The sequence below is a fragment of the Enterobacter sp. UNJFSC 003 genome, from assembly GCF_036903355.1.
In the GTDB taxonomy this organism is placed as follows: Bacteria; Pseudomonadota; Gammaproteobacteria; order Enterobacterales; family Enterobacteriaceae; genus Enterobacter.
Map to the genome: position 1 here is coordinate 699460 of NZ_JBAKHK010000002.1, position 15227 is coordinate 714686.

16 protein-coding genes are annotated in these 15227 nt (G+C 54.7%); 8 read left to right on the plus strand and 8 right to left on the minus strand.

What is annotated here, in order from left to right:
• Positions 1-3 precede the first annotated feature (3 nt).
• Complete coding sequence (gspD, locus tag V5P19_RS09435; protein WP_334402445.1) at positions 4-1932, minus strand: type II secretion system secretin GspD; 1929 nt, start codon at positions 1930-1932, stop codon at positions 4-6.
• Positions 1933-1944: 12 nt separating this feature from the next.
• Positions 1945-2676 carry a type II secretion system protein GspC gene (gene gspC, locus V5P19_RS09440; protein WP_334402756.1) on the minus strand — a complete coding sequence of 244 codons (732 nt, stop codon included), beginning with the start codon at positions 2674-2676 and terminating at the stop codon, positions 1945-1947.
• Positions 2677-2974: 298 nt separating this feature from the next.
• Between gspC and V5P19_RS09445 the strand changes: the two genes are divergently transcribed.
• Positions 2975-4531 carry a peptidoglycan-binding protein gene (locus tag V5P19_RS09445; RefSeq protein WP_334402447.1) on the plus strand — a complete coding sequence of 519 codons (1557 nt, stop codon included), beginning with the start codon at positions 2975-2977 and terminating at the stop codon, positions 4529-4531.
• Positions 4531-5136 carry a hypothetical protein gene (locus tag V5P19_RS09450; RefSeq protein WP_334402449.1) on the plus strand — a complete coding sequence of 202 codons (606 nt, stop codon included), beginning with the start codon at positions 4531-4533 and terminating at the stop codon, positions 5134-5136. Before V5P19_RS09445 ends, V5P19_RS09450 begins: the two co-directional genes overlap by 1 nt.
• Here V5P19_RS09450 and V5P19_RS09455 read toward each other — a convergent pair.
• The 3 genes from V5P19_RS09455 to V5P19_RS09465 all read right to left on the minus strand — a co-directional run bounded on the left by V5P19_RS09455 (position 5133) and on the right by V5P19_RS09465 (position 7167).
• Positions 5133-5756 (minus strand): helix-turn-helix domain-containing protein, encoded by a 624-nt coding sequence (locus tag V5P19_RS09455; RefSeq protein ID WP_334402451.1) that lies wholly within the window; start codon positions 5754-5756, stop codon positions 5133-5135. The two genes, V5P19_RS09450 and V5P19_RS09455, sit on opposite strands and share 4 nt — an antisense overlap.
• 260 nt (positions 5757-6016) lie before the next feature.
• Positions 6017-6847, minus strand: coding sequence for an N-acetylmuramoyl-L-alanine amidase (locus tag V5P19_RS09460; protein WP_334402453.1), 831 nt, complete (start codon positions 6845-6847; stop codon positions 6017-6019).
• On the minus strand, positions 6844-7167 hold the full coding sequence (locus V5P19_RS09465) for a heavy metal-binding domain-containing protein (protein WP_334402455.1): 324 nt from the start codon (positions 7165-7167) through the stop codon (positions 6844-6846). Before V5P19_RS09465 ends, V5P19_RS09460 begins: the two co-directional genes overlap by 4 nt.
• A 107-nt stretch (positions 7168-7274) precedes the next feature.
• Here V5P19_RS09465 and V5P19_RS09470 point away from each other — a divergent pair, with 107 nt between their 5' ends.
• The 6 genes from V5P19_RS09470 to artJ all read left to right on the plus strand — a co-directional run bounded on the left by V5P19_RS09470 (position 7275) and on the right by artJ (position 11802).
• Positions 7275-7793, plus strand: coding sequence for a lipoprotein (locus V5P19_RS09470; RefSeq protein WP_334402457.1), 519 nt, complete (start codon positions 7275-7277; stop codon positions 7791-7793).
• A gap of 226 nt (positions 7794-8019) precedes the next feature.
• Complete coding sequence (artP, locus tag V5P19_RS09475) at positions 8020-8748, plus strand: arginine ABC transporter ATP-binding protein ArtP (protein ID WP_148388102.1); 729 nt, start codon at positions 8020-8022, stop codon at positions 8746-8748.
• Between the two features lie 20 nt (positions 8749-8768).
• The gene (gene artI, locus V5P19_RS09480) at positions 8769-9500 is read left to right on the plus strand and encodes an arginine ABC transporter substrate-binding protein ArtI (protein ID WP_334402463.1); all 732 of its coding nucleotides are present in this window, start codon (positions 8769-8771) and stop codon (positions 9498-9500) included.
• A 6-nt stretch (positions 9501-9506) separates the two neighbouring features.
• Positions 9507-10223 carry an arginine ABC transporter permease ArtQ gene (gene artQ / locus V5P19_RS09485; protein WP_334402464.1) on the plus strand — a complete coding sequence of 239 codons (717 nt, stop codon included), beginning with the start codon at positions 9507-9509 and terminating at the stop codon, positions 10221-10223.
• Entirely contained in the window at positions 10223-10891 is a 669-nt protein-coding gene (gene artM / locus V5P19_RS09490) for an arginine ABC transporter permease ArtM (RefSeq protein WP_334402466.1), read from the plus strand. Before artQ ends, artM begins: the two co-directional genes overlap by 1 nt.
• A gap of 179 nt (positions 10892-11070) precedes the next feature.
• Positions 11071-11802 (plus strand): arginine ABC transporter substrate-binding protein ArtJ, encoded by a 732-nt coding sequence (artJ, locus tag V5P19_RS09495; protein WP_021240923.1) that lies wholly within the window; start codon positions 11071-11073, stop codon positions 11800-11802.
• 62 nt (positions 11803-11864) lie between these two features.
• Here the strand turns inward: artJ and V5P19_RS09500 are convergent, their stop codons facing one another.
• From V5P19_RS09500 to rlmC, 3 genes are all read right to left on the minus strand, one after another.
• The gene (locus V5P19_RS09500) at positions 11865-13334 is read right to left on the minus strand and encodes an ATP-binding protein (protein WP_334402469.1); all 1470 of its coding nucleotides are present in this window, start codon (positions 13332-13334) and stop codon (positions 11865-11867) included.
• Positions 13318-14025: a response regulator transcription factor gene (locus V5P19_RS09505; RefSeq protein ID WP_334402471.1), complete on the minus strand. Its 708-nt coding sequence runs from the start codon at positions 14023-14025 to the stop codon at positions 13318-13320. Before V5P19_RS09505 ends, V5P19_RS09500 begins: the two co-directional genes overlap by 17 nt.
• A gap of 72 nt (positions 14026-14097) precedes the next feature.
• Positions 14098-15225: a 23S rRNA (uracil(747)-C(5))-methyltransferase RlmC gene (rlmC, locus tag V5P19_RS09510; protein ID WP_334402473.1), complete on the minus strand. Its 1128-nt coding sequence runs from the start codon at positions 15223-15225 to the stop codon at positions 14098-14100.
• Positions 15226-15227: the final 2 nt, after the last annotated feature.

The window sequence follows — 15227 nt, forward strand, 5'->3', positions numbered from 1 at the left end:
CGCTTACTCTTTGAAGGGGTTGCGGGACGCGGACGTCGCGGTTACGCCAGCGGGCGTCGCATGACTCTGCTTCGGATAAGCCGGCAGAACAGGGTTATCCGAGTTTTCGAGAATGCCGAGCTTTTGCTCTTCCATACGCTGCTGCTGACGTGCGCGGATCTGATCGTATTTCTCTTTCGTCGCCGCGCTGTAGTTGTCGTCATCACGCAGCACGGTCGTATGGATAAACACCATCAGGTTGCGTTTCGACGTGTCCTGCGAGGTGTAGCGGAACAGCTGGCCCACCAGCGGCAGGTCGCCCAGCAGCGGCACCTTCGAGACGTTCTGTTTGTTGACGTTTTCCATCAACCCACCCAGCACGACCGTTTGTCCACTGTGGACCATCACTTCGTTATTGATGGTGCGGGTGTTGAAGGTTGGACCAAGGCTGGCGTCCTCGGTGGCGCTGGCGTCAACGCTGGACACTTCTTGCTCAATTTTCAGGTGGATCATGTCCCCATCGTTGATCTGCGGAACAATCTTCAGCTTGGTACCGACGGTTTTACGCTCAACCGAGTTAAATACGTTGTCGCCACTGGTGGTCTGGGAACCGGACAGCACCGGCACATCCTGACCGACGTTGAACGACGCTTCTTTGTTATCCAGCGTGACCACGCTTGGCGTGGAAAGAATGTCGTTCTTGCCGGTGGTCGACAGCGCGGTCATCAGCGCACCAAAGTCGCCGTTAAAGAAGCCGGTCGCCAGGCCCGTAAACGAGGCGCCTTTGATCGTGCCGTTTTTGATCTGGCTGATTGGCAGACCGGTCGAACCAAACTGCACGCCGCCGTGCTTGCCGGTCCACTGCACGCCTAAATCCATGCCGTTACCGTCCTGCACTTCAGCAATGATGGCTTCCACCAGCACCTGCGGACGGCGAATATCCAGCTTGTCGATCACCTTCTCCAGCGAGTTCATCACGTTTGGCTGGGCGGTGATCACCAGCGAGTTGGTCGACTCGTCGGCGGTAATATTCAGGTCGCTTGCCGTTGGGGCTGTTTTGCTCTTCGGCGTCCCGGCTTTGTCTTTCAGCTGTTCGCCAATACCGGTCAGCACCGGCACCACTTTCGAGGCGTTGGCGTATTTCAGGTAGAAGACGCGGGTGTTGCCCTCGTTATTCTGCTCGCGATCGAGCTGGCCAATCAGCGTACGGGTACGCGCCCGCGCATCTTCGGTGCCGCTGATCACCAGGCTGTTGGTTTCATCATCAGCCACCACTTTGGTCGCCAGCTGCGGCGCGTTCTGCCCTTTCTGCTCTTCGTTGTTGAGGTTGTTCAACATGTCGGAAAGCGCTTTGGCGGACGCATAGCGCAGCGGCACAATTTCACGACGCTGCATGCCGGAACGGTCTACGCGCTCAACCAGATCCACCAGGCGGTTCACCACCGAGGCTTTACCGGTTAACAGCAGCACGTTGGAAGGTTCAAAGTGCACCACGTTGCCGATGCCCGAAGCATCGTTCAGCTGGCGCAGCAGCGGGGCCAGCTCGCGCACCGGCACGTTTTCCATGCGCACTACGCGGGTGATGATCTCATCCCCTTTGCCCGGATTTTTGCTGTCGGCTACCGGCACACCGGCGGTACGCGCCACGCTGGAGCGCACCACCTTCACCATCCCGTTATCCATCGGAATGACCGACAAACCGTAGAGATCCAGCACGCTCAGGAAGAACTGATAATATTCATCTTCCGACAGCACGTTATAGGTTCTGACCGACACGGTGCCCTGAACGGACGGGTCGACGAGAATAGTTTTATTCAGATTGCGACTTACCGTATCGATAAATTCGCGAATATCAGTATTTTTAAAACTGGCGCTAAAGTTGGCTGCAAGCAGCGAACCGGAATATAACGACAATGCGGTCAGCGCCACGCACGCCCATGGAAATTTCTTCATGATGTACACTTGTTAATTGTTTAGAACATTAACCCGAATATTTTCAAGGTGAGCGTGCCGTCTGACGACGACCTCCGCTTCTTTCATTTTCGACCAGTTGACGATGATATTTTTCGCCTGCGCTTCTTTCGTCATATCGACGTCATTAATTTTTACTACCACATCGCCCCGTTTCAGCCCTGTATTGCGGTAAAAAGGAGACGCATTCCGTGGATTAATATTAAAGCCTTCCAGCTGGCCCTTATCGATTAACGGTTTTAACACCAGATAATCATCGAGATGCAGGCTGTCTGCGCCCGCATCTTTTTTCGATTTTGTAACCGGGCCGCTCTCTACGCCCCCCTTAAAATACGCAGGTTGCTTAAGGGCCAGCGTCTGCGCCGCCCCCTGGTACTTCACAACCACATTATCTTTATTAATTTCATCCACATATGCGTTATCAAATCCCACCAGTGGTTCTCCTTCCCGGTAGCTCTGCTGCCCGGTAGGGGTCTTGATCACGGCAAACGACAGCCAGGACTCATCGCTGCGGATGATGCCCTCAATTTCGGCGGACAGAGGCGCTTTTGTGGCGGCAGGCATGTCGCTTTGACGCACTGCAGCGGTAAAAAGCCCGAAGTCTTTTTCAGCGTCACGTTTTTTGCGCGGAGACTTTTCAGCATTCGCTAACGTATTCGTAACCTTCTTATAATTTTTATAAACGACATAGCCCTGCTGGCTGCAAAAAATCAACATAACAAGCATGATGCAGGGCGTCATTAACCTGGAAAGGAATGCGTTCCTCATTATTTACCTGGCCTTTAGCAAAGCAGAAATAAGCAGCGGCGTGCTGCATGTCTTGGTGAGCAAATAATAATGAGCCTGCGAATAAGCGACCAGCTTCTTCGCTATTAACTTTAATGAAGAAAATGATTGACCCGAAAAAAGACGAATGTTAGATGTCACCAGCAGGTTATTTTTACTCTGGTGTTAAATTGACCAGGGTGAGCCATTCCCTTACTTTCCGTCCATTGCTATTAAAGAGAAGAGACGGTCAGTCGCTATGTATCAGAGCCATTTTAAGTTCAGTACCCCTCCGTTCAGAAACATCACCCGTAAGGCGGGCGATTTTCTGGTGCCTTATCATCAGGATGTGTTCAATCTTCTGACAGAAAAAAGCCAGCAGGCAGGGATCACCGGGCTCTTTTACCACGACAGTGAACTGCTGGGGCAGTTCAGCGATGCGCTGAAGGCCAGCAGCAGTGCCGTCATATCAGTTAATGCATTTCCAAAGCTGAGCGCCAGCAGCCTCCTTTATAAGCTCAATCCGACAGCGAAAGAGAGCAAAAATAAGCTGCAGGCCGTGGATGCCGTGCTGCGCCAGTGGCGCGACGCTCGCGCGTCGCACAAGGTGTTGGTTATCACTCACGCGCAGGCGATGAAAGCCAGCGGCTATGACGTGCTGGGTATGTTGCTCACCCGTGCTCGGGAGCTGGAGGTGCGTGTGTCGATCGTCCTGATGGGCAGTGAAGATCGGGAAGCGATGCTGAAAGAGTCCGTACTGCAGGAATTCGTGCTGACCTGCCATACCCTGCGCGGGCTGGTCCGTCGCGAATACCTGAGCTATGTACAGGCCCAGTGCGAGGAGCACGGCGCAGAGACGTCGCCGCTGACGCCTGCTCGCGTGAAAAAAATCCACGCCCTTACCAAAGGTAACATCTGCAAGCTAAACGCGCTGGCGCATCTTTCCATGCTGGCCGCGTGGACCGAACGCGCGCCGAACGTCGGTCCACGTCATTTGCGGCTGGCCACCGGCGAAGTGCTTCCGGCAGCAAAACGCGGCAAGGCGCTGACCTCGGTCGGGCTGTTCGCCTCCTTACTCTTTGCCGCCTGCGGCTGGATGATGACCTCAACCATCACGGCAAAACTGCCGGTTGCCCTGCCGGTGCCGGCCAGCTGGAAACAGCAGATCAAAACGCCAGACGCGCCGGTGCTGCCGATCATCGAACATGAAGTGGTAAACCAGCCTGACGCCATGCATCAGCTTTACGCCATGTGGGGGTACGACGCGTCCGCTGAAGATGCGCTTTGCCAGAATGCGGCAAAAGTCAACCTGACGTGTAAGCAGGGAAATGCCGCGCTGGCGACGCTGGAAACCGAAGGGTATCCGTGGGTCAGTGAAATTAAAACGGGCGATCACATTAACTACGCCGTGGTGGCCCGCGCAGGCAAAACGTCGCTGGATCTGCTGATGAACAACCGGACCTGGCAGGTGAGCCGCGCCTGGTATAACCAGCATGCCACCGGTGATTACACCCTCCTCCACCGCCTGACGCCGTCCGGTAAAGATGAAATCACCGCCGCCAGCGACGGAAAAGATCTGGAATGGCTGGATCAGCAGTTGAGCCTGGCGCTGGGCGAAAGCGCAACGCACGATAAAAGCTGGACGGCGGAGCTGATGAAGCGCACCCGCGATTTCCAGGAAAAGATGCATCTTCACGTCGACGGTATTCCGGGTGAAGACACGCTGATGCAGCTGATGCGCGAAACCCATACCGTACCGAGCGTCCAGATCCAGGCCTCGCAGGCCACCCCGACCACGCAAGAGAAGCACGCATAATGTCTACCATTTGTCTCGCTGCCCAGCGCAGCTATACCACCGGGGAACCGGTCTGGTTTTCCTGGCGATTACCGTCGTTCAGCAAAATAGTCAGCGTTGCCACGCTCTGGTGTCTGGGGCTGTGCGCGCTGATCGTCGCCGGCCTTTACGCGCATGTGTACTGGAACTTGCGCCATCCCGCTCCGGTGATGAAAAAAGTCAGCGTCGCGAAGCTGGATACGAGCCTGTCGGACATGCATTACGTCTACGTGACGAAGCCGTTCCCGCACCCGCAGCCCAAACCGCAGTCGGTGAACGTGCAGCATGATTTACCGCCGATGGGGAATATACCGATGAATAATGAGAATGACTGGCAGCAGGCACCCGATGGCGCACTACCGGATAGCCCGGTCACGCACGATACGTCGCGCGATACCTTACCCGGCACCGAAGCACACGCGCAGGCAACCGGCTCCGACGATGACGCTTCGTTAAAAGCGTTGTTTATGCAGGCGTTGAAAGAACAGCAGCAGGATATTTCACAGGGGAAAGTGCCCGCGCCACCGGTCGATGAAACGCAGGCGGCGTCCCCTTCAATGCTAAAAGGAGACGCCGGGGGAGACTAATATTTTTCAGGTAAGGTCGTCAGCCTGAGCAGTCGCCCTTTTTCCACCACAATATATTGACCTTTTTTCAGGTCAGAGAGGATTTTTATAATGGTACTGCGCGCCAGGTTGGTGTATTCCTGAATATAATCATAAATATTGATATCGCGCTGGTGCTGAACAATAAGTTCATTAATTTCGATTAAGAATTCGCGAACCACGGAATACGCGCTGCGGGCCACTAAAACGTCATCACGTTTACTCAACATGCAAATATACCATGCCAGCACTTTGGTTAAATCAGGCCATAAACCCCGTTCATTCATTAAACGGTGAAATGCGTCTTTATTGATGGTGCGAACAATAGCATTGCTGCGCACAACACCGTGCATATGAGATGAGTTATAAAAAATGGCGGAGAGACCGAAAATACACTGTCCCTGCAGCGTAAACATGCACAAATCGTCAGAGGTGCGGCGGAACTCAACTTCACCGCTAACAATGATATGAATATTATCCGAATTGGCCGTTGATATTTTCTGCCATTTCTTTAACGTCTTTTCTTCATATCCCGCGGTTGCGGCAATAATGGAATCCATTTCATGATGAGGACGCGTGCTTTTACCGAAAATGCTTAACATTATTATACCCGATTAAGATGTTTGAATGAGAAATCGCCCGACAAATACAGTTATTGTCGTAAAATAAAGTCTGTTTCTTTTAAAACTAAAAAACCAAACGAGAACTTTCTTTTTAATTTGATTCATGGAGTGAATCGATGAGTCCATCTTAATTGAGGGCAATTTTAAATCAATTAACTTAAAATGAATTGAGAATGTACTTAAGATTAATCTGATGATTAATCATGAAAATCTACGCATTCGGGGGTATTCCTGAAGGATTACCCCTGCCCGTATTTCTCTAAAAGTGCTTCTGCGATGGCCATCGTTTCAACGTCTGCTATCCCATTCCATAACTGCGGTCTGAAATGCATCTGGAACACCATGATGATGCGTTTCTGCTGCGCGGGGGTGCTATCGGGCGGCACCTCATACCCATAGCGAGCCAGCAAATCGAGTAATGCTGCGGTATCAACCTGCTGATAACGCGGCCGGGCGTTAATATAGAAATCGACACGCGACGGATCGGGCCATGCGCCAATGCCCTGCTGCGCCAGCTCGCGCCACGGGAACAGCGGACCGGGATCGTCCTTACGCTGCGGGGCAATATCCGAATGCGCCACCACGTTTTCTGGTTTGATGTTATAGCGGGCGATAATGTCTTTGGCGAGCGGGATCAGCGCGGCAATTTGCGCGGGCTCGAACGGGGTAAAATGCTTAACGCCCGCCGTTTTTTGCCACCCACGGTTTTCCAGCTCAATACCCACAGACGTATCATTAATACGGTTGGTGCCGCGCCAGAAGCTGATGCCCGCATGCCAGGCCAGCTCGCTCTCCGGTACCAGCTGCCAGATACGCGGCTTGCCATTCGGCGCGGGAGGATTAGCAGGGATCAGATAGTGAGAACTGACATTTTTGTCCGTCAGCGTGGCCAGCGACGTGTCAAAATCATCGGCGGTATAGTGGATAACCAGCACCTTTATACGCGGGTACGCCGCCTGCGCCTGATGACGGGTATCCAGCTCATAGGCGCCTTTATCCACCACGCCTTTTTCCGTGGCGCAGCCTGCCAGCAACAGCGCCAGCAGGAGGGATGTGAGCGAACGCTTCATCGACGGGTTTTCACCGCCGTTCCGCTTACGCTCACCATCAGCATACTGGCATCTTTACCGACCGTTTCGTAATCGATATCAATCCCGACAACAGCATCCGCGCCCATCGCCTTAGCCTGCTCGCCCAGCTCTTTAAAAGCAATTTCACGGGCTTTGCGCAGCTCTTTTTCATAGGCGCCAGAACGCCCGCCAACGATGTCGCGTATCCCTGCAAAGAAATCCCGGAAAATGTTGGCCCCGAGGATAGCTTCGCCCGTCACCACGCCGCAATACTCGACAATAGGTTGCCCTTCCAGGGTTGGGGTTGTTGAAAATTGCATAGCTTCTCTCCTTCTTTAGCGTTCAATGCCTTAGACCCTAACTTCAACAGCATTATCGGTTCGTTACGCTATGATTGAAAGGATAGTTAACAAATAAGGAAATCAACATGCGCTACTCTGCTTTAACGCTTTTAGTGCCCTGCGCGCTGGTGCTCAGCGCCTGTACCACCCCGGTCACGCCAGCCTTTAAGGATATCGGAACCCGTAGCGGCCCATGTATTGATGGCGGCCCGGATACTGTGGCGCAGCAGTTCTACGATTATCGTATTCAGCACCGCAGCAACGATCTCACCGGCCTGCGTCCTTACCTGAGCGACGGGTTGGCGAAACTGCTTAACGATGCGACCCGCGATCCGCAACATAACGCCCTGCTGAAATCCGATCCGTTCTCCAGCCGTACCACGTTGCCAGACAGCGCCGAGGTGGCCAGTGCGTCAACCATCCCAAATACGGATGCGCGAAACATCCCACTGCGCGTAAAACTGGCCCAGGGCACCCAGACCTGGCAGGACGAAGTGCTGATGATCCGTGAAGGCCAGTGCTGGGCGGTAGACGACGTGCGCTACGTCGGCGGCAGCGTTCATGCCCCGGCCGGCACGCTCCGGCAGTCGATTGAGAACCGCTAACTCATCCGTTAATTAAATGTTAACCCCGTAAAATGTCCGGCATTTCATGCGGAATGCCGACATTTATACTCGCCGCCATTGGCCTTCGCTATTTTGTGCTATGTTTAGAGAGTATTACGGGTTACATATAACTTTTAACGCAGAAATATTGCATAACTATTCTGTCAACGGTACTATCTGCGGCCTCAATTGCTATAGATTGCCTGGATGAGTAAAGACTGCCCCGATGAGTATTAAACTAAACGGCATTAACTGCTTCTACGGCGCACACCAGGCGCTGTTCGACATCACGCTGAACTGCCCAGAGGGCGAAACGCTGGTTTTGCTTGGCCCAAGCGGCGCGGGTAAAAGCTCTCTTCTGCGCGTCCTTAATCTGCTTGAAATGCCCCGTTCGGGAACGCTGGCCATTGCCGGTAACCATTTTGATTTTGCGAAAACGCCGTCTGATAAAGCCATTCGCGAACTGCGTCAAAACGTCGGCATGGTCTTCCAGCAATACAATCTCTGGCCGCACCTGACCGTTGTGCAAAACCTGATTGAAGCGCCCTGCCGCGTGCTCGGTTTAAGCAAGGATCAGGCGATGGCGCGCGCGGAAAAGCTGCTGGAACGTCTGCGCCTTAAGCCCTACAGCGACCGCTACCCTTTGCACCTTTCCGGCGGCCAGCAGCAACGCGTGGCGATTGCCCGTGCGCTGATGATGGAGCCTGCGGTGCTGCTGTTTGATGAACCTACGGCGGCGCTGGATCCAGAAATTACCGCCCAGATTGTGAGCATTATTCGCGAGCTGGCGGAAACCAACATTACTCAGGTCATCGTAACCCATGAAGTGGAAGTGGCGCGCAAAACCGCCAGCCGCGTGGTCTACATGGAAAACGGGTATATCGTTGAGCAAGGTGACGCGAGCTGCTTCACAAACCCGCAAACCGACGCCTTCAAAAATTACTTATCTCACTGATTGTGCTAGGGAAAATGATAATGAAAAAAGTATTGATTGCCGCGCTGCTTGCTAGCGTCAGCCTTTCCGCTACCGCAGCCCAGACCATTCGTTTCGCGACTGAAGCGTCTTATCCTCCGTTTGAATCTATCGACGCCAACAACAAAATTGTTGGTTTCGACGTGGACCTGGCAAATGCCCTGTGTAAAGAGATCGACGCGACCTGCACCTTCAGCAACCAGGCCTTCGACAGCCTGATCCCAAGCCTGAAGTTCCGTCGTATTGATGCGGTCATGGCAGGTATGGATATTACGCCAGAGCGTGAAAAACAGGTTCTGTTTACTACGCCTTACTATGACAACTCCGCGCTGTTTATTGGTCAGAAAGGGAAATTCACTTCGATTGACCAGCTGAAAGGCAAAAAAGTCGGCGTGCAGAACGGCACCACCCACCAGAAATTCATCATGGACAAACATCCGGAAATCACCACCGTTCCTTATGACAGCTACCAAAATGCGAAGCTGGATCTGCAGAACGGCCGTATTGACGGCGTATTTGGTGATACCGCGGTCGTCACCGAATGGCTGAAAGCGAACGACAAGCTGGCGCCAGTAGGCGAGAAAGTGACGGATAAAGGCTACTTCGGTACTGGCTTGGGTATTGCCGTGCGTCAGGGCAACACCGAGCTGCAGCAGAAATTCAACGCTGCGCTGGAAAAAGTGAAGAAAGACGGCACCTACGAAACCATCTACCAAAAATGGTTCCAGAAGTAATTCCTGATGAATGAAATTTTTCCTTTAGCAAGCGCCGCCGGGATGACCGTCGGCCTTGCCGTTTGTGCACTTATTATCGGCCTCGTGCTGGCGATGTTCTTTGCGGTATGGGAATCAGCAAAATGGTTCCCCGTCGCCTGGACGGGCTCAGCACTAGTGACCGTGCTGCGCGGGCTACCCGAGATTCTGGTGGTCCTGTTCATCTATTTCGGTTCCTCGCAGCTGCTGCTCACGCTGTCGGACGGCTTTACCATTAATCTCGGCTTTGCGCAGATCCCGGTACAGGTGCAGATTGAGAATTTTGACGTCAGCCCGTTCCTGTGCGGCGTGATTGCCCTCTCCCTGCTCTATTCTGCCTACGCTTCGCAGACGCTACGCGGCGCGCTGAAAGCCGTGCCGCAGGGGCAGTGGGAATCCGGCCAGGCGTTAGGAATGTCGAAAGCGGCGATTTTCTTCCGTCTGGTGATGCCGCAGATGTGGCGTCACGCTCTGCCGGGCCTGGGTAACCAGTGGCTGGTGCTGCTGAAAGACACCGCGCTGGTGAGCCTAATTAGCGTGAATGATTTGATGCTGCAAACCAAAAGCATCGCCACCCGCACCCAGGAGCCGTTTACCTGGTACATTGTGGCAGCGGCTATCTACCTGGTAATCACATTGCTAAGTCAGTACATCCTCAAGCGTATTGACCTGCGTGCGACGCGTTTTGAACGGAGACCAGGCTGATGCTGGACTATTTACCCGAGCTGATGAAAGGGCTGCATACCAGCCTGACGCTGACCGTCGCGTCCATCATCGTGGCGCTGATCCTGGCCCTTATCTTCACCATCATCCTGACGCTGAAAACGCCGGTGCTGGTGTGGATCGTGCGCGCCTACATCACCCTGTTTACCGGCACGCCGCTGCTGGTGCAGATCTTCCTGATTTACTACGGCCCGGGCCAGTTCCCGACGCTGCAGGCGTATCCGGTTATCTGGCATCTGCTCTCTGAGCCGTGGCTGTGCGCCCTGATTGCGCTCTCCCTGAACAGTGCGGCCTATACCACCCAGCTGTTCCACGGGGCTATCCGCGCCATCCCGGAAGGCCAGTGGCAGTCCTGCGGCGCGCTGGGCATGAGCAAGAAAGACACCCTGGCGATTTTGCTACCGTACGCCTTTAAGCGCGCCCTCTCCTCCTATTCGAACGAAGTGGTGCTGGTGTTTAAGAGTACCTCGCTGGCCTACACTATCACCCTGATGGAAGTCATGGGCCACGGGCAGCTGCTTTATGGGCGCACCTATGACGTGATGGTGTTCGGTGCCGCAGGCCTGGTGTATCTGGTGGTGAACGGTCTGCTGACGCTGATGATGCGTTTAATTGAACGTAAAGCGCTGGCGTTTGAGCGCAGAAATTAACCACGCGAATGCATAAAACTGTAGTCATGAAGCGGGTAACCTAATGGGTTATCCGCTTTTTTTTACACCCTAAACAATACTTAATCATTTTTATTGCATATAAATTCATTCACTGGCATTGTACATCCATGCCGCAGACACGGCGCATAATGACAAGATAGACAGACGGGAGTCGTAAAATGAAAAAGTTAGTTCTGGCCGCATTACTGGCAACTTTCGCCGCTGGCGCATCAGCCGCAGATAAAATCAATTTCGGCGTTTCTGCTACCTATCCACCGTTTGAATCGCTGGATGCAAGCAATCAAATCGTGGGTTTTGATATCGATCTCGCAAAGGCGCTGTGCAAACAGATGCAGGCCGACTGCACCTTCACCAACCATGCGTTTGACAGCCTGATCCCGTCTCTGAAATTCAAAAAATACGACGCGGTTATTTCGGGTATGGATATCACCCCGGAGCGCAGCAAGCAGGTCGCGTTCACCGACCCGTACTACGCTAACTCGGCGGTCGTGATTGCGAAAAAAGGGGCTTATACCTCTTTTGACCAGCTGAAAGGCAAACGCATCGGGATGGAAAACGGCACCACGCACCAGAAATACCTTCAGGACAAACATCCTGAAGTAAAAACCGTGGCCTATGACAGCTATCAGAATGCGATTATCGACCTGAAAAATGGTCGTATCGACGGCGTATTTGGTGACACTGCGGTGGTCAACGAGTGGCTGAAAACCAATCCGCAGCTGGGGACGGCAACCGAGAAAGTCACCGACCCTCAGTACTTCGGTACGGGCCTGGGTATCGCGGTGCGTCCGGATAACAAAGCCCTGCTGGAAAAACTGAACGGCGCGCTGAAAGCGATTAAAGCTGACGGTACGTACCAGAAAATCAGCGAGCAGTGGTTCCCGCAGTAAGATCTTTTGCCGGGTGGCCTGGCCTACGGGGGGAGTCTGTAGGCTGGGCCTATCCGGCAATTCTATAACGGCACAAAGAAGCGAAAACGCGCCCCGCTCACCGACTCCATCAGCCTGATGCCGCCGCCGTGCAGCTCCAGCATTCGTCGCACAATCAACAGCCCTAATCCACCGCGGTTCTCTCTTGAAGCCTGGGTATTCAACGCCGAAGGGCGTTGGAACAGATCGTCGCGCAGCGCCGCATCGATGCCCGAGCCATTGTCTGCCACCTCAACCTGCAGCTGTTCGTTCTCCTGCCACACCGCCAGGCGGATCTCGCCGCCAACCGGCGTATGACGTATGGCATTATCCAGCAGGTTAGTGACCACCCGTTCGATCATGGAGACATCGGCATTAACTAATGGCAGCGGCCCCGGCACATCAATATGCAGATTCAGCTCTCGCGTGCGTGCCGTCAGCTCAAACTTCTGCGCCACGTCAGAAATCAACTCCCCCATCGCAAAACGTTCCCGCTGTGGCTTAATGCCGCCATGTTCAAGGCGCGCCAGCTCGAACAGCTGCTGTGACAGATGACGCACTTTCTGCCCTTGCCGCAGTGCGGTGGCGAGATATTGCTGGTGCTCCTGCGGCGTCAGCGTGGCGGATTTAAGCGACAGCGTTTCCAGATAGCCCAACAGCGAGGTCAGCGGGGTGCGTAAATCGTGCGAGATATTGGCAATAAATTCCCGACGCTGACGATCGCCGTCAGCCAGCTGATCCCACTGGGAGATGATTTTGCGCGCCAGCTCGATAAAGGCATTGCGCAGTAACGCCACCTCGTCATTCACTGCGGGCTCCAGCGGCTGGGCTGCCAGCTGCTTGATGGCGGTTATGCTGTCCTGCTCCAGCCCGGCGACTTCAACGGTCAGTTTTTTCACCGGACGGGTGACCCAGTACCAAATCAGCAGTCCTGCCAGTAGGCCAAACAGTGCAACCCACATCAACGACCACAGCACCGTGCTCCACAGCGCTTTGTGCCAGGCCATCTCCGCCAGCGCGTTCGATTCTTCGCCCTGCAGGATGATGTACAAATACCCTTTCAGCTCGCCGTCCTGACGCAGCGGCGTCGCGCTGAAGACTTTTTTATTTTGACTACGCGGATCGTCACCCAGCACCGGCATCGCTGTCCCGCTCAGGAAGGTGTGAATGGGCGCCAGATCGAGGGTTTGTCGCTGGATATGGCCCGGAGGCGCGGCGTCCGCGAGAATATCGCCATCAGGAGAGATAACATACAGTTCGACGCTCGGGTTAAAGGTCATCAGCCGATCGAACAGCGGTTTTAGGGCGCTGCGGTCTACCCTGCCCTGCGTATCCAGAATCGGTTCGCGCTGGACGATTTGTTGCGCCAGGCCGCCGGACAGCCGCTGCACCATCGCGTTACCGTACTGCATGCTGCTGTAAAGCTGCACCGCGCAGGCAATGATGGCGCAAAGCATTAGCAGCAGGACGAACAGCAGCGTCAGACGCTGGCTCAGACTAAAGCGCCGCATCATGGTTCAGCTCCGCAAATTTATAGCCTTTGCCCCAGACGGTACGAATGATTTCCGGCTCGGCGGCGTCTTTTTCAATCTTGATACGCAGGCGATTAATGTGGGTGTTGACGGTGTGTTCGTAGCCTTCATGCTGATAGCCCCAGACCTGCTCCAGCAGCGCCAGGCGCGAGAACACCTCACCGGGATGGCGGGCAAAGAAATAGAGCAGCTCGAATTCGCGTGGCGTAAGGTCGACGTGTTGCCCGTTAAGACGCACCGTACGCGCCAGCGGATCGATCGTCAGGCCGTGAGCCTGAATATGTCCTGAGGTTTGCGCCAGCCCCATTGCCTGCTGGCGGCGGAACAGCGCCTTGATGCGCGCAATCAGCTCCTGCACCGAAAAGGGTTTAGCGAGGTAATCATCGGCTCCCGTTTCCAGCCCGGTAATGCGGTCGGTTTCGCTGCTGCGGGCGCTGATGATGATCACCGGCAGGTAGCGGGTCATCTGGCGGATACGGCGGCAAATCTCAAGGCCATCCACGCTGGGAAGCATAAGGTCGAGGATCACCGCATCCCAGGGCTGCGTTTCCAGGCGCTGTATCGCCCTTCCACCGTCCGGTTCATGGGTAATGGCGTAGCCTTCGTCCTCTAAATTAAGACGCAGGAGCGCCGCGATATCGTTGTCATCTTCCACCAGGAGGATTTGCTTCATCGGTAAGCCTTAATTCAATTCTTATGCCTTAAGCTTACCTGATTTCGCCGGGGGGAAGAGTTCACATTTTGTTTAAGATTTTACGAGCAACGTCAGCACTTCATAATGTGCGGTGTGGGGGAACATATCGAAAAGCTGAACGCGTTGAATGCGGTAGCCCGGCAGAAGCGCAATGTCTTTCGCCATTGTCTGCGCGTTACAGCTGGAATACACGATGTATTCCGGTGCCATCTGGCTCAGGTAGTCGCACAGTGTTTGTCCAATGCCACGGCGCGGCGGATTCACCAGCACCAGCTCCGGCACGTTGCCCTGCCCGGTGGCAAACTGCGCGGAGTCCAGCGCCTGAAAACGCAGATTGCTTAGCCCCAGCTCCGAGGCAGACTGCTTAGCGCAGGCGATGGCCTCCGCGGAGATCTCAATGCCGGTGAGCTGCATCTCAGGCGTGGCGCAGTGCAGTCCAAAACCGCCGACGCCGCAGAACAGATCCCACATATGATTGATGTGCAACGCACGAACCCAGTCGCGCGCGGTGGCATACAGCGCACTCGCCACGGTCGGGTTCGTCTGGAAGAAGCTCTGCGGGCGGATCCACAGCGGCACGCCGTTGAAGCTCTCGGCCAGCGCATGCTGGTCGGTGAAGAAAATCTCTTTCTCCCCTTCCATGATTGCCATATGTACCGGCTGAATGTTTGCCGTAATCACCTTCAGCTGCGGAAGCTGTTGCTGCAATCCCGGCAGCGCCGCGCGAAGCTGTTCCAGCTTAGCGTCCGAGCGCAGCACGAAACGCAGCATCATCCCGCCGTCGATCTGGCTTTCGGTCAGCAGAAGATATTTCAGCTCGCCGCGCTTGCGGGACACGTTATAGGGCGTTAAGCCCGCACGGGCAATGAAGGGCTTCAGTGCCGCAAATACCGGCTCAAAGGAGGCGGGATAAAGCGGGCAGTCGGTTAAATCTTCCGGCGTGCCGTCGCGGTGCAGCATGCCCAGCAGCGGTTTTTCGACGCTGCCGCTGACCACCATTTTGGCTTTGTTACGGAAGCCCTGCTCCGGCCCGCTGACGGGCGCGCACCATTCACCCACCGCGCGGTCAGCCAGCAGCTGTTGCAGGTCGGACATTTTGGCGGTGAGTTGTTGTGAGACCGGCTGCTCTATCCATTGACAGGAGCGGCAGCGACCGGCGTCATAGAGTGCGCACTGCATAT